Source organism: Paraflavitalea pollutisoli, from assembly GCF_029360705.1.
Taxonomy (GTDB): domain Bacteria; phylum Bacteroidota; class Bacteroidia; order Chitinophagales; family Chitinophagaceae; genus Paraflavitalea; species Paraflavitalea pollutisoli.
In genome coordinates this window covers 3,713,399-3,730,580 of the sequence record NZ_JARKMX010000008.1, presented here as the reverse complement: position 1 = coordinate 3,730,580, position 17,182 = coordinate 3,713,399, and the positions used below count along the sequence as shown (strand labels likewise).

17 protein-coding genes are annotated in these 17,182 nt (G+C 48.7%); 8 read left to right on the top strand and 9 right to left on the bottom strand.

Translation table 11 applies throughout. From position 1 onward, the window contains the following. Positions 1–165 precede the first annotated feature (165 nt). Entirely contained in the window at positions 166–3,051 is a 2,886-nt protein-coding gene (gene uvrA, locus P2W70_RS28570) for an excinuclease ABC subunit UvrA (protein WP_276484991.1), read from the top strand. Positions 3,052–3,138: 87 nt separating this feature from the next. Further along, positions 3,139–3,660 (top strand): 5' nucleotidase, NT5C type, encoded by a 522-nt coding sequence (locus tag P2W70_RS28565; RefSeq protein WP_276484990.1) that lies wholly within the window; start codon positions 3,139–3,141, stop codon positions 3,658–3,660. 243 nt (positions 3,661–3,903) lie between these two features. Here the strand turns inward: P2W70_RS28565 and P2W70_RS28560 are convergent, their stop codons facing one another. The 7 genes from P2W70_RS28560 to P2W70_RS28530 all read right to left on the bottom strand — a co-directional run bounded on the left by P2W70_RS28560 (position 3,904) and on the right by P2W70_RS28530 (position 8,952). Further along, positions 3,904–4,302, bottom strand: a complete 399-nt coding sequence (locus tag P2W70_RS28560; protein WP_276484989.1) for a T9SS type A sorting domain-containing protein — start codon at positions 4,300–4,302, stop codon at positions 3,904–3,906. Between the two features lie 115 nt (positions 4,303–4,417). Next, positions 4,418–5,368 (bottom strand): outer membrane beta-barrel protein, encoded by a 951-nt coding sequence (locus P2W70_RS28555; protein ID WP_276484988.1) that lies wholly within the window; start codon positions 5,366–5,368, stop codon positions 4,418–4,420. Positions 5,369–5,506: 138 nt separating this feature from the next. After that, complete coding sequence (locus P2W70_RS28550; protein WP_276484987.1) at positions 5,507–5,980, bottom strand: GNAT family N-acetyltransferase; 474 nt, start codon at positions 5,978–5,980, stop codon at positions 5,507–5,509. A gap of 20 nt (positions 5,981–6,000) precedes the next feature. Further along, positions 6,001–7,281 (bottom strand): replication-associated recombination protein A, encoded by a 1,281-nt coding sequence (locus P2W70_RS28545; protein ID WP_276484986.1) that lies wholly within the window; start codon positions 7,279–7,281, stop codon positions 6,001–6,003. A gap of 24 nt (positions 7,282–7,305) precedes the next feature. Continuing rightward, positions 7,306–7,812, bottom strand: coding sequence for a hypothetical protein (locus P2W70_RS28540; protein ID WP_276484985.1), 507 nt, complete (start codon positions 7,810–7,812; stop codon positions 7,306–7,308). Between the two features lie 17 nt (positions 7,813–7,829). Continuing rightward, positions 7,830–8,327 carry a hypothetical protein gene (locus P2W70_RS28535; protein WP_276484984.1) on the bottom strand — a complete coding sequence of 166 codons (498 nt, stop codon included), beginning with the start codon at positions 8,325–8,327 and terminating at the stop codon, positions 7,830–7,832. Positions 8,328–8,424: 97 nt separating this feature from the next. Further along, positions 8,425–8,952, bottom strand: a complete 528-nt coding sequence (locus P2W70_RS28530; protein WP_276484983.1) for a GNAT family N-acetyltransferase — start codon at positions 8,950–8,952, stop codon at positions 8,425–8,427. A 204-nt stretch (positions 8,953–9,156) separates the two neighbouring features. Between P2W70_RS28530 and P2W70_RS28525 the strand changes: the two genes are divergently transcribed. From P2W70_RS28525 to P2W70_RS28510, 4 genes are all read left to right on the top strand, one after another. Then, a complete protein-coding gene (locus P2W70_RS28525; RefSeq protein WP_276484982.1) occupies positions 9,157–10,449 on the top strand; it encodes a T9SS type A sorting domain-containing protein in 1,293 nt (430 codons plus the stop codon). A gap of 777 nt (positions 10,450–11,226) precedes the next feature. Next, on the top strand, positions 11,227–11,895 hold the full coding sequence (locus P2W70_RS28520) for a response regulator transcription factor (RefSeq protein WP_276484981.1): 669 nt from the start codon (positions 11,227–11,229) through the stop codon (positions 11,893–11,895). A 135-nt stretch (positions 11,896–12,030) separates the two neighbouring features. Then, entirely contained in the window at positions 12,031–12,873 is an 843-nt protein-coding gene (locus P2W70_RS28515) for an aminotransferase class IV (RefSeq protein WP_276484980.1), read from the top strand. A gap of 436 nt (positions 12,874–13,309) precedes the next feature. Further along, positions 13,310–14,626: a cryptochrome/photolyase family protein gene (locus tag P2W70_RS28510; RefSeq protein ID WP_276484979.1), complete on the top strand. Its 1,317-nt coding sequence runs from the start codon at positions 13,310–13,312 to the stop codon at positions 14,624–14,626. Here P2W70_RS28510 and P2W70_RS28505 read toward each other — a convergent pair whose 3' ends face one another. Together P2W70_RS28505 and mqnB are read right to left on the bottom strand one after the other, a co-directional pair. Further along, the gene (locus P2W70_RS28505) at positions 14,627–15,460 is read right to left on the bottom strand and encodes a 1,4-dihydroxy-6-naphtoate synthase (protein ID WP_276484978.1); all 834 of its coding nucleotides are present in this window, start codon (positions 15,458–15,460) and stop codon (positions 14,627–14,629) included. Next, complete coding sequence (mqnB, locus tag P2W70_RS28500) at positions 15,457–16,110, bottom strand: futalosine hydrolase (protein ID WP_276484977.1); 654 nt, start codon at positions 16,108–16,110, stop codon at positions 15,457–15,459. The genes P2W70_RS28505 and mqnB overlap by 4 nt, the downstream gene beginning before the upstream one ends. Before the next feature lie 120 nt (positions 16,111–16,230). Here mqnB and P2W70_RS28495 point away from each other — a divergent pair, with 120 nt between their 5' ends. After that, positions 16,231–16,641, top strand: a complete 411-nt coding sequence (locus P2W70_RS28495; RefSeq protein WP_276484976.1) for a 6-pyruvoyl trahydropterin synthase family protein — start codon at positions 16,231–16,233, stop codon at positions 16,639–16,641. A gap of 110 nt (positions 16,642–16,751) precedes the next feature. Further along, positions 16,752–17,168 carry a 6-pyruvoyl trahydropterin synthase family protein gene (locus tag P2W70_RS28490; protein ID WP_276484975.1) on the top strand — a complete coding sequence of 139 codons (417 nt, stop codon included), beginning with the start codon at positions 16,752–16,754 and terminating at the stop codon, positions 17,166–17,168. Positions 17,169–17,182 lie beyond the last annotated feature (14 nt).

Genomic DNA, 17,182 nt, shown 5'->3' with positions numbered 1-17,182 from the left:
ACGATAGTTTTTTAATATAAATCCAGATCACCCCTTTCAAATGTTATACCACAAAGCTGAAATCTGCCATATCTGCCTGAAAATGAGAAAGAAAATCCTCATTTGGATTGCCAACCATTCAGTCTGCCAATTGTTCTTATCTTTGGACCCTTCCCAAAAAATATTATGGCGAAAGTTAAAAAGGCAGTGCCGGCCGTCAACGGACAAACCGGCAGTAACGGACCGCAGGATGCAATCGAAGTGTATGGAGCCCGGGTACATAATCTCAAGAACATTGATATTAGTATTCCCAAAAACAAGCTGGTAGTCATTACGGGTATTAGTGGCAGTGGTAAATCATCACTGGCCTTCGATACGATCTATGCCGAAGGACAAAGAAGGTATATGGAAAGCTTCGGCGCCTATGCCCGTCAGTTCATCGGTGATATGGAACGTCCGGAAGTCGACAAGATTACCGGTTTGTCGCCAGTGATCTCGATCGAACAAAAGACCACCAACAAGAACCCCCGTTCTACAGTAGGTACCATTACCGAAGTATACGATTTCATGCGGTTGTTATACGCCCGTGCAGGAGAAGCATACAGCTTCAACACGGGTAAGAAGATGATAAAGTTCAGTGAAGAAGAGATCGTCGACAATGTATACAAGAAGTTCAAAGGTAAAAAGATCACGGTGCTGGCACCGTTGATCCGTGGCCGTAAAGGGCATTACCGCGAACTGTTCGAAGATATCCGTAAGAAAGGATACCTCAAGGCGCGTATCGATGGAGAAGTAAAAGACCTGGTGCCCAAGATGCAGGTAGACCGGTATAAGATCCATGATATCGAAGTTGTGATCGACCGGTTACCCGTGACAGATGATATGCGGGTTCGCCTGAGCCAAAGCGTGCAGAAAGCCTTGCAGGTAGGTAAAGACCTGATGTTTCTGCAGGTCAACGACGATAAGGTGATACAGTACTCGAAGTTGCTGATGTGCGAGGACAGCGGTATCAGTTATGAGGAGCCTTCCCCCAACACCTTTTCTTTCAACAGTCCTTATGGGGCTTGTCCCGTTTGTAAGGGATTGGGCAACGTCTACCAGATCAGTCTGGAGGCCATCATGCCCGATAAGAACCTATCTATCAATGAAGGTGCCATCGCGCCGCTGGGGGCAGAACGGGATGCACATGTGTTCAAGCAGGTGCAGCAGCTGGCCCGCAAGAACAAGTTCAGCCTCGATGCACCTATCAAGGATCTGCCGAAAAAAGCGTTGAACCTGGTATTGTACGGGGCCGAAACACCTCCCGAAGAAGAGGAGCAGGTTGATTTTGATGATACGGCTACCGCAGGTCCCCTCTATCAAACGGAATACGAAGGGGTGATCCCGCAATTGAAGCGTTGGTTTGCCGGTGGCAATACAGATGCTTTGCGCGATTGGGTGGAGCAGTTTATGGAGCTGAAAATCTGTAGCTCCTGCAACGGGGCACGCCTCAAAAAAGAAAGCCTGTGGTTCAAGGTCGATGAAAAGAATATTTCCGAACTCAGTGAGATGAACCTCGATAAACTGATCAAATGGTTTGTCGGTATAGAAAAGCGGCTTAGCACCAAGCAAAATGCCATTGCCAAGGATGTGCTGAAGGAGATCCGGGAGCGCCTGCAGTTCCTGCTCGATGTAGGGCTCACTTACCTGACCATGAACCGCGCGTCACGTACCCTTAGTGGAGGTGAGTCGCAGCGTATCCGGTTGGCGACGCAGATCGGGTCTCAGTTGCAGGGTATTACTTATATCCTCGATGAGCCGAGCATCGGTTTGCACCAACGCGATAACATGCGGCTGATTGAAGCACTGAAGAACCTGCGTAATATCGGTAATAGCGTATTGGTGGTGGAGCACGATAAAGACATCATGCTGGCTGCCGACCACCTGGTGGATATCGGGCCCAAGGCCGGATTTCATGGAGGTAGGGTAGTGGCACAAGGTGATCCTGCTGCACTGCTGAAGCTCGATACGCTCACGTCTTCTTATATCAATGGACACAGGGCCATTGTAGTGCCGAAAGAAAGAAGGAAGGGAAATGGCAAGTTCCTCGAACTGAAAGGCGCCAAAGGCAATAACCTGAAAGGAGTCGATACCAAATTCCCGCTCGGTAAACTCATTGTAGTAACCGGCGTAAGCGGTAGCGGCAAGTCGACGCTGATCAATGAAACACTGTACCCCATCCTGAGCAAACATGCGTACAACTCCAAGATGAATCCGTTGGAGTACAAAAGCATCAAGGGACTGGAGCATGTCGATAAGGTGATCGAGATCGACCAGTCGCCGATTGGGCGTACACCACGCAGCAATCCGGCCACTTATTGTGGTTTCTTCACCGATATCAGAACCTTGTTTGCGTCGGTGCCCGAAGCCAAGATCAGGGGCTACAATGCAGGTCGATTCTCCTTCAATGTGAAGAATGGTCGTTGCGATGTATGTGAAGGGGGCGGCATGCGCGTCATAGAAATGAATTTCCTGCCCGATGTATATGTACACTGTGAGAAATGCCAGGGCAAGCGCTACAATCGCGAAACACTGGAGATACGGTACAAGGGAAAATCCATCAGTGATGTGCTGGATATGACGGTAGAAGATGCCGTGGAGTTTTTCCAGAACGTACCCTACATCTACAGGAAGATCAAAGTGCTGGAAGAGGTAGGACTTGGTTACATTACCCTCGGTCAAAGTGCGGTAACCCTGAGTGGCGGAGAGGCACAGCGGGTGAAGCTGGCTACCGAACTATCGAAAAAGGATACCGGTAAAACATTCTACATCCTCGATGAGCCTACGACCGGCCTTCACTTCGAAGATATTCAGCACCTGCTGACGGTACTGTATAAACTGGTAGACCGGGGCAATACGGTACTGGTGATCGAACACAATATGGATGTGATCAAAGTAGCCGATCATATCATCGATCTCGGCCCGGAAGGGGGCGATGGCGGTGGCAGGATCTTGTTTGAAGGTACGCCGGAAGATCTGCTAAAGGTGAAGGAAAGCCATACCGCGAAGTTCCTGAAAGAAGAATTGAAGTAATAAATCATAGCGGGCTATGTGTTGTGGAAGGGGCTCGTTGTCCCGCAACTCCATACCATATAGCCCGCTCCCATTTAAAACAGGTATATGGAACGAGTAATCATCGACATGGACGAAGTGATCGCCGACCCAATGGGTGATATGATCAACTGGTATGAATCGAACTATCCGGCTAAAGTGGATTATGGTAAAATGACGGGCTCCTGGGTAAAAGGATTTCCGGAAGAGCATCATTCGTTGGTATGGGACAGGCTCAGGGCGCCGGGTTTTTTCCGCCACCTGACGGTGATGAAAGACAGTGTAGACGTGTTACGTGAAATGAACAAGAAGTACGAGATCTTTATCGTGTCGGCAGCTATGGAGTTTCCCAACTCGCTGAAAGATAAATACGAATGGCTGCAGGATCATTTTCCTTTCTTTACCTGGCGGCAGATCATGTTCTGCGGCGATAAGCGGCTGGTTGCCGGCGATTACATGATCGATGACCACACCCGCAACCTGGTGCATTTTAAGGGGCAGAAACTGCTCTATACAGCTGCACATAACCTGTCGGAGACGGAATACAGAAGATTAGGAAGTTGGGAAGAAGCAGGTAAAATGTTCCTATGATCAAAAAACAGACAGCCGGCCATTTTTCATAACCGGCTGTCGTAGGATACTGGGTTGACCAGAATTAGTTAGTGCCTTCCAATAAGCGGGGGCAGGGAATGATCAATAAAATCTTTTTTATCAGGGTACTTGGAAACTATAGGGAACGGATCTGGTTTTTGACTCAACCGGATATCTGGATTTTACTAATTTCCCTGCTGCTTATTGGTTATAATTTGAAAACAAATTTCCATTTCAGCAGGATCACCGAATGATCACCTGACCATTTTCTATCCGCTCATCGTCTGTGAAAACCTCATACACGTAATTCCCTTTACCTCCAATATTAACAACCGTAGTTTCTTTGTTACGGATATTCGTCTGCTTGACCAGTTTTCCATCGATATCGAAAATAAACAATTGGTATACTTTGCCATCGATGCCAGTCACGTTGAAAAACAACACGCGGTGATTGGCATCGGGATCCAGCTTGATCTTGTGCTTTTTGGTATTCAGCGATTTTTGAACAAGGATGGTATCCCTGGACGAATGGATGGTCGACGAGGAAAATACCGGCTTAGCGTCTGCGCCGGGGGCAGACAGCATCAGTGTGCCTGCCACCAGCAAGGGCATAGTTAGGCCATGAAGATTGCTCTCAGCCATAAGTTTTCGAATAAGGTAGCCTTCCCGTGCGGGAAGGCAGGATTAGTTTAAAAGGGTACGGATCAACAACTAAAAAGAGAACACGAAACTACACTACAGCGAAACTTCTTAACTATTAAAACACGATCGGACAACGGGTAGAGTTACCAAATCGGTTACTAACCAACCGGAATCCAAACTTTAAGTTGAATGAATAATAGCCATCATTGTTGGATGGTGTTCCACGCTTATCACCAGCACCAAACCTGGTAGGGTTGGCCTGAAATAAGCTCTTATTGGCCATAGTAGCCGCTAGATCAGCTTTACTGCCCAGGTAATTATAGAACAGCGTAGGATCAATATAGTTAGAGCTTACATCATCGATATAATCGGTGAATGTTTTCCGGTGCAGCACTTCCAGCGCCAGGTGCACGTTTTCTGAGACAAAGTATTTAACACCAAATCCCATGGGGATATTCAGTTGCGTGAGTTTGTAAGGCTTTCTGTCGGGGTATTCGGGGAAGCCCTGGCCTTCTGTACTCAGCGGCTGTAATTCAACCCACTCGCCGGTTACAGGATGTTGTCCCTTGGGTTTGAACTTGAATACGCCGACACCACCTACGAGGTAGGGACGGAACTTCAACCAGGTATCATCTGCATCACCTTCCAGGAAAACAGTAGGATATACTTCCAGCAACGCCATGGCTTCTGTCAGCGGCGATTTGAAATTGGAGTTGCGGATCTTACGTGCTTCTTCCAATCCACCTTTGCCTTTAATAGCAGCGTCATCACCTTCCAGTGATCCGAAATTAACAGCAAGCCTTAGTCCAATAGTCTGTCTCCAGGTATATTGGGCAAATGCGCCAACTGCAATCTTGGTCATGGAAAAGTTGTTGTCTTTCAGGAAGGTAGTGCCTTTGCCCTGGGTTCCACCGAGGTCACCGAGGAAGTTGCTCGGTCCCAGTGTCATACCCATTTCCCAGTAGGATTCGTATTGTTCCTGTCCAAAGGAAGTGGTACTTGCAGAAAGGGCAATAAGTGCCAATGCACAACACTTCCGCACAGAAGCGTGTAGAAACTGTTTCATTGAATATCAGATTTAGTTTTCAGATGGTCTATGGATCCGGCGTCTAAAATAATAGGCGCTGAAGTTCCTTACAAGAAAACGAAGAAATATTTCTTTTTGTGTGTGCTGTGGAAAAAATAAATAATAAAAGTAAATATACTATTGTGCTTTAGCGTGGAGGGGAGATCGTAACATTTCGATGTGCTCGATATTGTCTTCGAGATAAACTTCGCTGGACTGTTGAAAACCAAGCGATTCATAAAATGATTGGAGGTATAGCTGCGCTCCGATGCGAATGGGGGCTTCACCATATATAGTATAGCAGGCAGCTATCGATCTGTTCATGAGTATTCTGCCGATACCTGATTTTCTCATTTTGGGAGAGGTGACGACACGGCCAATGGACATTTCCTCAAAAGAAATACCAGGTGGCACAATACGTGTATAGGCGGCCAATACATCACCCTGCCATCCCATCAGGTGGTGGCAGTAGCTATCTTTATTGTCCATGTCCTGAAACACGCAGTTCTGTTCTACTACGAAAACTTCGCTTCTCAGTTGCAGGATAGCGTATAGTTCGGTAAGGGATAACTCGTTGAACTGCTTTATTGTCCAGGTAATTTCTTGCTGCATATCAGGATGGCTGTGAATGATCAATAACCGTATTTATCTTTCCAAAGGCCTTTCAGGTAACGACGCAATTCTTCTTCGCGGGCATTACGGCCGGGTTCATAGAATTTCGTGCCCGCTATATCGGAAGGGAGGTATTCTTGTGCAGCGAAATTGTTTTCATAGCTGTGTGAATACTGATAGTTCTTACCATACCCCATATTCTTCATGAGCGTGGTAGGAGCATTGCGTATATGCAACGGCACGGGCAGGTCACCATGTTGACGAACGGCAGCGATGGCCGCATCGATAGCCATGTAAGAAGCATTGCTTTTGGCAGAGGCTGCCAGGTATACGGCACACTGCGATAGAATGATCCGTGCTTCCGGATTGCCGATCTTATTAACAGCGTCGAAAGTAGTGTTGGCCATCACCAGTGCGGTGGGGTTGGCATTGCCGATGTCTTCGCTGGCCAGTATCACCAGCCGCCGGGCAATGAACTTGATGTCTTCACCTCCCTCCAGCATACGGGCCAGCCAGTAAACAGCCCCATTGGGATCGCTGCCACGGATCGATTTGATGAAAGCGGAAATGATATCATAATGTTGCTCGCCCGACTTATCGTATAAGGCTATGCGTTGCTGCGCAATACTCATGACCTGCTCATCGGTGATGGTGATGACGGCGTCGTTGTCGGCGGTGCTGAGGGTGTCGATGACCAGTTCAAACAGGTTCAGCAGCTTGCGTGCATCGCCGCCGGAAATGTTAATGAGTGCTTCCGTTTCGCGCAGGTCGATCTTTTTTTTAGCAAGGACTTCGTCGCGCTCCATGGCCTGCTTCAATAGTTTGATGAGGTCCTTGTCTTCCAGCGCTTTTAATACATACACCTGCGATCGGCTCAGTAAGGCGCTGTTGACTTCAAATGAGGGATTCTCGGTAGTAGCACCGATCAGGGTGATCGTACCGCGTTCTACTGCCGCCAGCAAGGCATCTTGCTGGCCTTTATTGAAGCGATGAATTTCGTCGATAAACAAAATGCCCTTCTGCAGCATCCTGGCTTTTTCAATGGCCTCCCGCACATCCTTGACGCCTGAGCTGATCGCACTGAGGGTAAAGAAGGGCGTTTGTAAAGTATGGGCAATAATATTGGCGATGGTGGTTTTCCCCGTGCCGGGTGGTCCCCATAAGATCATCGAGGGTACTTTTCCCTGCTCGATCGCTGTGCGTAAAATACTTCCTTTGCCGGCAAGATGCTCCTGACCCACCAGTTCGTCCAGGCTTTCCGGACGCATACGCTCTGCCAATGGCGGCAATGTGCTTTTCATGCCGACAAGGTAAGGAAAAACGAATTATAGCTCGTCGCCGGCCAGGAAATTGTTGATGGTAGCGTCGTGGTTGCGCCGGATGGTTTTCCGGAGGCTTATCTGGCACCATACGATATAACAACCGGTTAGGGTGATGGTGGCCAGGGAGAGGGCATATAGGGTCGAGAATGTTGAATAGCGGCTCCTGCTTTCCGCTCCGAAGAGATTTACGAAGACCGACGCCGTGGCCGCTAACATTAATAGGACCACTACGGTTGAGAGTACGAACAAGGTATTGCTAAACCGCACCAGTACTTTGCCAGGTAGTCTGTCGGGGTAATATCTTTCCAGTAATACGAGGTTGATGCTGCTGTTGGAAAGCAATACAAGGGGCACACACATCACTGCAAGAAGCGCTAATATATTCTCCAGTGTAAAAAAGCGGATACCGGTTTGCAACACACCTATGATGGCAACAGCCGCCAGGATGGATGTGCAGGTCATGTGCAGGTAGGTCATGATGCGGAATATTTTCCATTTCAACGGTAGCATAGAGGAGTAGTTGGGGGTTAAGGCTGGTCAAATTGCTGCACCCAATCATTCACCGTGTTCGTGTGTATTTGTTGGCGCAGCCGATACATGCCATACAGGAATACCAGGTGACACAGGAATACGAAGACCGTTTGCAGCAAAATGAAAATGAAATTGATGAACAGGTTATTCTTGATCAACAATCCGATACTTACCAAAGGCAACGTTCTCCAGATATCCACGGTTTTTGCAAACAGGAAAGCGATCAGCAGAAAGTTAACCAGGAACAACAGGTTGAACCGGCGTTTCTGAGGTTGGGTGAGCGGTGTATTGGGATAATTTTCACTCAGGATGGCAAGCCCCTGGCATACGAATAGAAACACTGCCAGGTAAGAGATGACGCCTATCAGATCTGTCCAGGTCCTGGCAGCGCCGAACAACCTGGCGGTATTCAGCACCAATAGATACAACACAACGATCAACTGCACCACACTCAGCAGTCGAAACAATTTCCAGGGCATCGTAAGGCTATTCATCAGCACAAGATATAAAAACCACGGCAATACACGACCGGATCGCGTGGCGGATCAATGCGGTCGGTATTTCCTGACCGGCAGGTTGGTGCTGTTGTTGTCATTGGTAGGGCTCGTAAACAGTTTCGCTGATGGTACGGGCAATCAGTGCCATCTCGGCTTCCAGCACGATCGCCGGCCGGCTCATGAGTCTCATGAGTACCGGAGGTTCCTGGCGGCGGTAGGGTGGCTGATGGTAAGTAAAAGGAGCCAGCAGGAGGCCATGTCGTTCATAGAACCGGATACGCCGTTGGCTCATGTCATCGAAGGGTGGTTCTACCTCCAGTACCAGTTGGTCCGGCGACGCAGCCAAGATCTCCCGCAATACCCGGCTGCCATATTGCTGTCCGCGCAAGGCGGCATCGACCGCAAAATGTTCCAGGTACCAGGCAGCGCCGAGTTGCCATCGGATAGCAAAGCCAACCTTTTGAAGGCCGTCGCGGATCAAGTGCAACTGCATGGGTGGATGCGCCAGCAGGTACATCACCTGCATCCAGTCCCTGCGTTCGTGCTGCGGGAAAGATGTTTCATACAATTGTTGTATAAATGGAATAGCTGCATCTTGTTGAGATTGTATTTGTACCAGCATATCGTAAAGTTACTAACGGAAAAACAGCAGGAAAGTTTTTGTAATAACTATTGTAACTAACAGTATTAGATATTAAACATACATGATCAGGTGAAGTTGTTTATCAACGTTTGAAAACAGTTGTTAACATTTATCAAGATTTGCTTTCATTAGTAAATACTTTTTTCTATTCTTGTCCTTGAATCCGTGTTTAAATTCAACCCTATGTACCCAAACTCTACCTATGTCGATACACCTATTGTATCCTGGCGCGACCATGTTAGTCGCATTGTTCGCATATGCATTGCCTGCGCAATCGCATTCCTCGTTACCACCGATGTCTGGGCCCAGTGCCAACCGCCATCGTTGACCTTCAGAAACCCTGTGCGGTTGACGCCACTCTCGACTGAAAAGAAGATCGGTGCGATCTATAGGTTTGCCAACGTGACCACCGGCGTAGACTGTCATATCCAGATTATGGACCTGAAGGGTGGTGCAACGCTCTATGATATGGATATAATAGGGAATGTAATGGGCTATGATGATGCCTGGCAACCATACGTTAATGCATTAAAAGGAGAAACCTGGCTAGATTGGAAGATCACCTTTAAAAAAGCGGGTACGTCCATAGATACCGCGTTGCCCTGTCTGTCTATTACGGCTGTTGATATCGACGGCGGTTCAGGTGGCCTGCGAGAATTTATCGTTGCTTCTACACCCGGTGCCTACGCAGTGCATCCGAATACGCTGCTCAACGTATCGTTTGATGGTGTCAACTCCAAAGCAGTTGGGCCTAGCTATGCTGTAGACCGGGTCGATACCGCGGAAAAGAAATACATGTTTCAAATGAACTTCAGCGATGTAAGTACCATCTACTACCGAAATGGATCGCAGGACAAAACTAACAATCCAACTGATACCAGGCACACTTGTATATACTTCAAATCCTTCTTCGAATCGGGCCTTATTACCCTGCCGATGGAGTTGGTATCGTTTACCGGCAAAACAGCCGCCCATGTCAATACCCTCAATTGGTCGGTTGCCGATGAAAGAAACCTGAAGGAATATGCCATACAACGAAGCTATGATGGCTATAGTTGGGAGGCTGTAGGAAAAACGGCGGTGACGGAAGGCGTGCGCAATTATTCCTTCTCGGATAAAGGCGGTAATTTTTCTACCGCGTATTACCGGCTTATACAATTGGGCGTGAATGGTGGGGTAGGATTTTCCAACATCGTACGCCTCACCCAGGGCAACAAGGCATTGACCATTACCATGCCTACACTCGTGAAGAACAGTATCCCGATCAAACTGGAAACTGTTGCCAGTGAAACCTATCGCTTCACTTTATACAATAGCCAGGGCATGGTGGTGAGCACAAATAACTTTGCTGCACAGGCTGGTTACAATGCTCTCCAGGTTGATTTGCCCGTAACCCGGGCAGCAGGTTTATATGTCTTGGCCGTGCGCAACGCCGCTGGTGTTGTAGTAGAGCGCAAACGGATTGTTGTCCAGTAAGCAAGAAAGAAACACTACTTAAAGCTCATTAAACATTCTGCGTATACAGCATAATTTCTACCTTATTTAGAATAGTCAGCAGTCCCACCCGATAGCCGGGTGGGACCCTTGCTGGCCCCTGAAGTAACCAGACAAAACAAAAAGGCGACACTTATTCAGTATCGCCTCCTCACGCAAAAAAAAATTAATCTCGGGGCTCGTTAACAGTTTGGTTTTTCCCGGATTACCTGGATCTTAAACAGCTACCTTCACAGGAATGGATTTCGGGTAGGGGTGCTATGGCAAATTATCGTCATGGTTTCAGAAAAAGACAAAAGTGGTCGCTTTCAAAGGGTGTGATTACCTTATTGTTTAGGTATGGGTTACAAATGAATGGGTGTACGGAAAAAGAAAGTTGACTGACATTGGATTTTAGCTGGCTTCTCTCGGATATTGGAATTCGTTCTGGACGGTTATCAGCTAGGACATTGGATGGTCTGAGGTTGCTAATCCTCGTCAATCAACTTCTGAAGCAAAAATAAATGTGGATAACTATGTGGACAAGCGCAGTAATGCTTCATTTTAACATTGCAGTTTTTACTAATCTCATCGTAATAAACCTATGAAGGCCCGAAAAACACCGTTGCAGCCCATCGTAATAGTGCGAAGTGAAAATAGTTTCGACTATATTAGCAATTAGTATAATTTCGTACTTGCCCTATAGTATTTCTCGCGAAAAATTCGCATTTTGTTCGCTGATTGAAGTGTACCCCTTATATCTTTAAAATTACAACCCCAATGAAAAACATTGATAAGGTGATCAAAGTAGCTATTGCGGATGACCATGCTCTTTTCAGAGCAGGGGTCAAAACATCCCTTTCTTCCAGAAGGGACGTGGAATTGATCGCCGAGGCAGACAATGGCATGCAACTGCTGAATCTGCTCAAACACATTGAACCCGACGTCATTTTATTGGATATTCAGATGCCGATCATGGATGGCATCCAAACCCTGCCAGAGATCCGGAAGGCACGCCCCGATGCGAAAGTGATCATCCTGTCCATGCACAACGATCATTCGATGATCAGCAAACTGATGGAGATCGGTGCCAACTCCTACCTCACCAAAAATTCTGATTCGGAAACGATCTACCAGGCCATCCGGACCTGCTACGAACAGGAATTCTTCTTCAATGAACTTACCAATAAGGCGTTGCTGACCGGCTTACGTACCAAACGTACCGACCTGGCGAGCCCACAGGAAGTAAACCTGTCAGACAAAGAGACCCGTGTGTTGAAGTTGATGTGTGAAGAAAAAACCACCAAGGAGATCGCCGATATTGTCGAGATCAGTCCCCGTACGGTGGAAGCCATCCGGGACAAGCTTAAAACGAAAACGGGCGCCAAATCCATGGCAGGCCTGGTGATGTATGCCGTGAAGAACGGCATCATCGATCAACCACAGTAAAAACTTATCAGACCGGATTTGCCGGTCGTACAGGGATCATACTATATTTTTGTGGAGCTGACCAATTCGGTCGGCTCTTTTTTATTAAGGCTGAATCAGGGGCAATGCCACCTCTTGTCAGTAACTACAGTGACCATGGAGCTATTTATTCATTACGATGGTAAGATCATGCCAGCCAACACACCGGTGGTGCCGGCGGCCAGTCGAGGCTTCCGCTACGCCGATGGGCTGTTCGAAACCCTGCGGGTCGTGAAAGGGCGTTTGGTGCTGCGCGATCTTCATTTCGGGCGGTTGTTCCATGGTCTGTCGGTGCTGAAATTTCAGCCCGGTCCCCATTTCACCGCTGCGAAACTGGAGAGCGATATCCTGCGCCTGTGCGATAAAATGAGCTTCACGGCATCGGCCCGGATACGGCTCAACATTACCCGTGGCCCGGGTGGATTGTACGATCCGGAAAGCCACCATCCGCACGTGGTGATCGAAGCCTGGCCGCTGGAGCTGCCCCGCCAACTAAACGAAAATGGCCTGGTTGTCGATATCTATGAGGAGGCGCGTAAGCACTATGATGTACTGGCCAACCTCAAGTCGAACAATTACCTGCCCTATGTACTGGCAGCCCTACACGTAAAGGAAAACAGGCTCAATGACTGTTTGCTATTGAATACGGAGGGCCGCATCTGCGATGCGACGATTGCCAACGTATTTTGGGTGAAAGACGGATCCATTTATACGCCGCCACTGACTGAAGGCGGCATTGCTGGTGTGATGCGCCAGTTCCTGCTGCAGGAAACCGCGGCAGGTCCTCATCCCATCCAGGAAGCCCCGCTCACCCCCGAGCTGCTGGCAACTGCCGACGAACTCTTTCTTACCAATGCCATCCAGGGCATTAAATGGGTGGGCCAACTGCGCGACACCCGCTACGGCAATACCATGGCCGCCGCCTTGTACCAGCAATATATCCTTCCACTTTGGGCGTAACACGCCGCCAGCACTTTTAACCGACAACAGCTACCAAAAACGGTGAACAATGCGCCTCCGCAGGGGGAAACTTCTTGTTGAATAGATAGATAAGCCGTAGATAAGCCGTAGATAAGCCGTAGATAAGCCGTAGATAAGCTGTAGATAAGCCGTACTTATTAAAAATCAGGTCATATACGGGTTATCTACGGCTTATCTACGGGTTATCCTCCAATTATCCCTGCATCGGAAACGGCGTTAAAGCCGGTTGCCTGGCGATCCGGGGTATGATTTCGGGCAATGTATAAGTAGCGTCAGTGTGCCGAAAGGCAGCTGAAAGAGGCCAAGGAGGACCATCGAAAGCTGGGGTGTCGACTGTTTAAGGGTTTGCATGGTTCGTTCCAATTCAACTACACAAAGGGTTGATGCACAGCGTTTGTTGCTATCTTGGCAACGCATGAGTAAAAAACAAACAGCTGTCAACCTGTTCTGGTTCCGGCGCGACCTGCGCCTGGATGACAATGCGGGCCTTTACCACGCCCTTAAGCAGGGAGCGCCGGTGATACCCATCTTTATTTTCGACCGTAACATCCTGGATCAGCTGGAGGAAAAAGCCGATCGCCGGGTCAGCTTCATACGCGAAGCGTTGGTGGGGATGCAGGAACAATTGGAGAAACTGGGCAGTTCCCTGGAAGTGCATTATGGTACACCGGCTGAAGTGTTCACCCAATTAATTGACAAGTATCCGGTACAACGGGTGTATACCAACCACGACTACGAGCCCTATGCGCGGGAGCGCGATCAGGCCATGAGCGAGCTGTTCAATGACCATGGCATCTCTTTTCATACGTACAAGGATCAGGTGATCTTTGAAAAAGGAGAAGTGGTGAAAGATGACGGAAAGCCATATACCGTCTTCACGCCCTATAGCAAACGTTGGAAGGCCACGCTCACGGAGTTTTACCTGCAGTCTTATCCCACTAAAGAATACCACAAGCACTTTTACCAGCAGTCACCCAGGCGTATACCGTCGCTTGCTTCGATGGGATTTAAAGAAACGGACCATGATTTTCCCGCCAAAACGGTGCGTGAAGAGTTGTTAAGCAAATACCAGGAGCAGCGAGATTATCCGGCTATTCATGGTACTTCTCACCTGGGCGTGCACCTGCGTTTCGGCACCATCAGCATTCGTAAACTGGCGACCAAAGCGAAGGAGGCGAATGAAACGTTTTTGAATGAACTGATCTGGCGCGACTTTTACCACGCGATCCTCTGGCATTTTCCCCAGGTAGGTAAGGGGCATGCCTTTAAGCCGGAGTATGAGCAGATACGCTGGCGCAACAATGAGCAGGAATTTGAACGCTGGTGCCAGGGACAAACAGGTTATCCTATTGTGGATGCGGGTATGCGCGAGCTGAATACGACTGGTTTTATGCACAACCGGGTGCGGATGATCGTGGCTTCTTTTTTGGCGAAGCACCTGCTGATCGACTGGCGTTGGGGAGAGGCTTATTTCGCGGAAAAACTACTCGACTTCGACCTGGCGGCCAACAATGGCGGCTGGCAATGGGCCGCAGGCAGTGGTTGCGATGCGGCACCCTATTTCCGCGTTTTCAATCCGCACCTGCAAACCCAGAAGTTTGACCCCGATCTGAAATACATCCGCAAATGGGTGCCGGAGCTGGAAGAGCTGACCTATGCCAAGCCCATTGTGGTACATGAAGAAGCGCGCAAGCGTTGCCTGGAAGCATATGCCAAGGCATTGAAGAAATAGCTACGTCAGGAAGACCTGCTGCTTATCTACCGTCGTGCCATGCAGGTTGCTGTACACATCGAGCAACACTTCCACTGCTGATCTGCCTTCCTCACCGAGGTCGATAGAATAGTTGTTTACATACAGGTCGATATGCTGGCGCATGACCTGCTCGCTCATTTCCTGCGCGTGTTCCTTTACGTAATCGGTAACGGCCGGGTAATGGGCGAATGCATACTCCACACTCCGGCGAATCAGTGTATTGAACCTGGTTTGCAGTTCGTGGCCCAACGTACGTTTCATCACGATCCCACCGAGGGGGATGGGGCTGCCGGTTTGCGTTTCCCAGTACTCGCCGAGGTCCATCAGTTTTACCAGGCCTTTGTCCTGGTAGGTAAAGCGGTTTTCATGAATGATCACGCCGGCATCTACACTGGCATTGGTCACCGACTCTTCAATTTTCGAGAACAGGGTAAATTTTTTATGGGCTGCATCGGGAAAGGCCAGGGAGAACAGCATATGCGCCGTGGTGTTTTCGCCAGGAATAGCGATGCTGCTTTCGTGTACGGCATCCGTATCGATCCCATTCTGGCGGGTAATCAATAGAGGGCCTACACCTTTGCCCAAAGCGCCGCCGGCGGGCAGCACGATATAATGATCCAGCACGAGTGGCAGTACGCCATAGCTGATCTTGGTAGCGTCCAGCTTGCCCTGCAGGGCCCACTCGTTGAGGGTTTGCACGTCTTCCAATACTACTTCTACGTCGATATCACCCGTGTCGATCTTCTTATTGACGAGGGCGTCGAAAATAAAAGTATCGTTGGGGCAGGGAGAATAACCTATGGTCAGTTTCATAAAGTCTTCAGTATATTGATCAATTGTTCATTGAGGGCGGTGATGGCTTCTTTCATTTTCCACTGCTGCTTGTCACGTATGCCCACAAAGTTGGAGATACTTCTCAGCTGCACGAAAGGGATGTCTTCCTGCAGGCCTACATAATGCAAGGCCGCACCTTCCATGGTTTCAACAGTTGCCGACAGATTTTGTTGAAAATGTTCAATACGGGCGGGCCGGGTGCTGATCTCGTTGATGGTGACGCCCCTGACGAGCGCGAGCCCCTGTCCCTCCCAATTGGAGGCTGTAGGATTGATCAGCCATTGTGCGGCTGCAGGATCGTTGCCTTCCCGCTGCAGGCCCATTTCGAAAATATCTTTGAAACGGCCGTTCTCTTCCACACCCAGGTCGCCGACGATCTCTCTTTCTACGATGACGACCCTGCCAGGTGGAAAATGGGGAGAAAAGCTGCCTGCGATGCCCGCCTGGATAATATAGTCAGGACGTTGCTGGCGGATGCTTTGGGCCAATTGCCAGGTGGTGGCCATCATGCCGATACCGGTAATACAGGTATGGAAGGTGTGGGACCGGCCTTGTTGGTCAGGTTGTTTCAAATAGTCTGTAACTGGCTGTATCTCAAAGGTTGTGGCCGCTGTCAACAGGATATGCATGGTGCAAATATCCTGAAATCCCCATCATATATTACCTTTGCGCCTGATTTTGTGAAGCCCGGGTACGGTTGGTGCCCGGGAATTTTATTCCTGTGCTTTTTGAATTGATAATGGAGGATTATGGTGTATCTCACCCGTGTTGAACATTTTAATGCAGCGCATAAGCTGTATAACCCTAAGTGGAGTAAAGAGAAGAACGAAACCGTATTTGGTAAATGCGCCAATGAGCATTGGCATGGCCATAACTATGAGCTGCTGGTAACGATCAAAGGAAACCCCGATCCGGATACCGGCTTTTTATATGATGTAAAAGCCCTGAGCAAGCTCATCGAACAGCATGTACTCGATAAGCTGGACCACAAAAACCTGAACCTGGATGTAGATTTCATGCAGGGGCAGATGTGCTCTACGGAGAACCTCGCTATTGCTATCTGGCAACAGCTTCAGCCGCACCTGCCTGCTGCTGTGCAATTGCATTGTATCAAACTCTATGAAACGCCACGGATCTACGTGGAGTATTTTGGCGAATAAATTGGATAGGACAGGCTATGATCAGGTTGAACAAATAGTCGGCCAGCCTGTTAAGTCCGGTCTGAATCATTGTTGCACCCCATACTATTCTTATATTAGTATTTTGAAACATGAGCAAGAAAGTAGCAGTTTACCGGAAGGAGCATTTCAACGCAGCGCATCGGTTGTATAATCCCCAATGGGATATGGCGAAGAATGATGCCGTGTTTGGCAAGTGTAACAATCCTAATTTTCATGGTCATAATTATGAGGTGATCGTTAAGCTGGTGGGTGAGCCCGATCCGGTGACCGGCTATGTGATGGATCTGAAGCTGCTGAGCGATCTGATCAAGGCAGAAGTGCTGGAACACCTGGACCACAAGAACCTGAACCTCGATACCCCGTTTTTCAAAACCGTCAATCCTACTGCCGAAAATATCTGCATACTGATCTATGAATTGTTGCGACCGAAGATAGATGTGCAATACGACCTGCAGGTGAGGCTGTATGAAACTGAAAGGAACTTTGTAGAATATCCTGTTGGGTAACACCAAACCGGCAT